At 36.7% G+C, this 2,559-nt stretch carries 2 protein-coding genes; both read right to left on the reverse strand.

Annotated elements, in window-relative coordinates:
• Nucleotides 1–563 precede the first annotated feature (563 nt).
• Entirely contained in the window at nt 564–1,406 is an 843-nt protein-coding gene (locus BHE89_RS14425) for a formylglycine-generating enzyme family protein (RefSeq protein WP_069369401.1), read from the reverse strand.
• A 67-nt stretch (nt 1,407–1,473) separates the two neighbouring features.
• The coding region (locus BHE89_RS14430; RefSeq protein WP_141008303.1) for a phospholipase effector Tle1 domain-containing protein at nt 1,474–2,559 on the reverse strand (1,086 nt) is incomplete at its 5' end.

Below are 2,559 nucleotides of genomic sequence, written 5' to 3' on the forward strand. Positions count from 1 at the left end.
GACCTTTTTCTGTATTATCCCAAAGTTTTAGCAAAAACTATCTCTTCCTCTTTTTCGGAAATAAAAAAACCTCATTATTTTTACCAAAGAAAATTGGTTTTATTTATCCATAACATTAATTCGTTGGGCTTATAATATTCTATATAGGTCACCTTCATGAAAGGCGATAGCGACTTCAGTCGCTTGAATTAACAGAAAATGCATCCCATAGGTGTCACCCACATAGGATTTTGCAAGATGTACAGACATACTTTCATATCCATCAATAAAAGTTGAATAAGACAATCATTGCTTAATAAGGTAAGCTAGTGGTTAAAATCACCATATTTTGCCCGCATTCCCATTTTAAAGTCAGGCAAAGTTATCTAATGTAAAGGCTTAATCTCAGACTCAAAATTATATTAAATTTTTAATTCCAACAAATGGCCAAAAGCCTTCCTTTAATATAAACCATATTATTAAAAAAAAGATTAATGCTTTTTTCTTCAGCCCCTTTTTCACTATCATCACCCTTCGTAAGAGGAAATAAAATAAGAGATAAGATTCAAGCGATAAATATTTCATTACAAGTTTTCCACACAGCGAAAACCATTACCAAATTCAGTATCGGGAAGATCGCCACCACGAGTAATCGTGAGCATACCATCAAACGATCCCATATAACCACGTATCACCTTTTTTTTACCCGATTCTGGGCCTTGGGGATTAATTTCAGGGGAGTGTTGATAATAGTCGGAGGAATACCAGTCGTTAATCCAATCTCTGCCATTACCCATCATATCATATAGCCCAATAGGGTTAGGAGCAAAGCTGCCAACAGGCTTACCGAAGGAGACAAAATTAAGGTCAGGATCATCTTGATAATGGAGTTTATTGTCACTATTACCGTAAATCAGTAGTTGTCCGCCACTGCGTGCGGCGTATTCCCATTGGGCTTCCGTGGGCAAATCAGTATGGCGCTGTGTATCTTTTCCCAACCATTGGCAATAAGCTTTCGCATCAGCCCAAGAAACCTTGGCAGGATAATCGTCCCCCAATTTATCTTTATCTGCATACGGGTTATTAAATATATCTAAGTAATAATCCGTTTTATCTCGCCCTTGCAAAGCAAGCCAACGATTAAACTCCCCCCACGTCACTCGATATTTTCCCATTTTAAAATCAGACAACGTTACCCAATGCAACGGTTTAGTCGTTGGATCTGTACTATATTGAATTTTTAATGCCACTAAATCACCAAAATCCCCCATTTGAAAGCGCCCCCCTTTAATATCAACCATATTCTCAAATGAAGATTGGCGTAATGCATAGGTTTCTGCCTCTTTCTTGGCTTTTTTTTCCGCACTATCACATCCCGCAAGAGTGGGTAAAATAAGGATAAAGATAAAAAGAGATAAGTTTTTCATGGGTTATTTCCAATTTTTAGTATCATCGGTGGGAATAAACTGTGTACAACTGTCAATTGTCTCAAGCTTAGTTTGAACCACCGGGATAAACCACTTCTTCAATATCGGATATTTTAGGATAACGATCATATTTATTCCCATCAGTATTTTTATTACTTTCAGATATATTTACTTTATTTTTTTCATTCTCCCAATTTAAAGGCCGTCTTACTGTATCTAGAGGAAAACAGAAACGTTGTTCATGGGCAGAAACAAAGTGACGACAGCATTTAATAAAGTTAGGAAAAACTTTTTCACTGGGGAGTTGCTGAGTACCATTTGCCCAATCCATATGACCCGAAAAGAAGGGCGCCAAGTGCACTATACCCACAGAGGGTACGGTATCTAAAATACCGATAAATTCGACTTTTACATCAATACCACATAATTTTTGAACAGGTTTATCGGCTCCTTCTGGGGTATCAAATAATTGCGTCACCCAATTAACAAAGGTTCTTGCTTCCGCCGCACCACGAGAGAAACCATAAACATAAAGTTTAATCGTTAATGTTTTAGGTTTAAGTTGTAATCCTTCAATAATCTCTTTTTTATTAACTAAAGAGTGGATAATGGCACGGCGACGACCTTTACCGCTAATAGGAAGATATGTTGGGGTTGCCATATCTTTTAAATACATTCTACATTCAGATAGCTCTAACCTCTTATTACCAGAAGCTACTCTTAATGTATTGGCTAACATTAATAATGCCCAATTAATACGATCCTCACCCCCTGTAGCATATTTTAAACCCGTATCAGTGAAGTTATATTCTGCTATTTCAGGAAAGGCGGTACCAACTCCAGGCATATAGTATTTAAAATACTCTCTTTCTTTTTTATTAGGATTATTTTCATCTTCATTGGTGGCTTCAAATAATCGCGTAATATTGGTGGCAGTTTTAGGCTCAGCCTTCATATCTCTATCTCGATTATTATTGGTGCCATCGAAAAAGAAACTGATATGTAAATTACGACAGCAATTATTTTTTACGCCAGCAAGGCTGGAACTATGATTTCGTTTCTCTTCTTCTCGTATTTTATAGTTATGTTCTATCTGTTGTTGTGTTAATTTTAATCGGCCTTTATCAGGGAAATGATTAGGTACCCAAACTGG

This window comes from Shigella sp. FC1967, from assembly GCF_001743005.1.
Classification (GTDB): Bacteria; Pseudomonadota; Gammaproteobacteria; order Enterobacterales; family Enterobacteriaceae; genus Proteus.

Bases quoted from the DNA above. Each gene is read 5' to 3' on its own strand.
- BHE89_RS14425 (WP_069369401.1), bottom strand. From the start codon at position 1,406: ATGAAAAACTTATCTCTTTTTATCTTTATCCTTATTTTACCCACTCTT.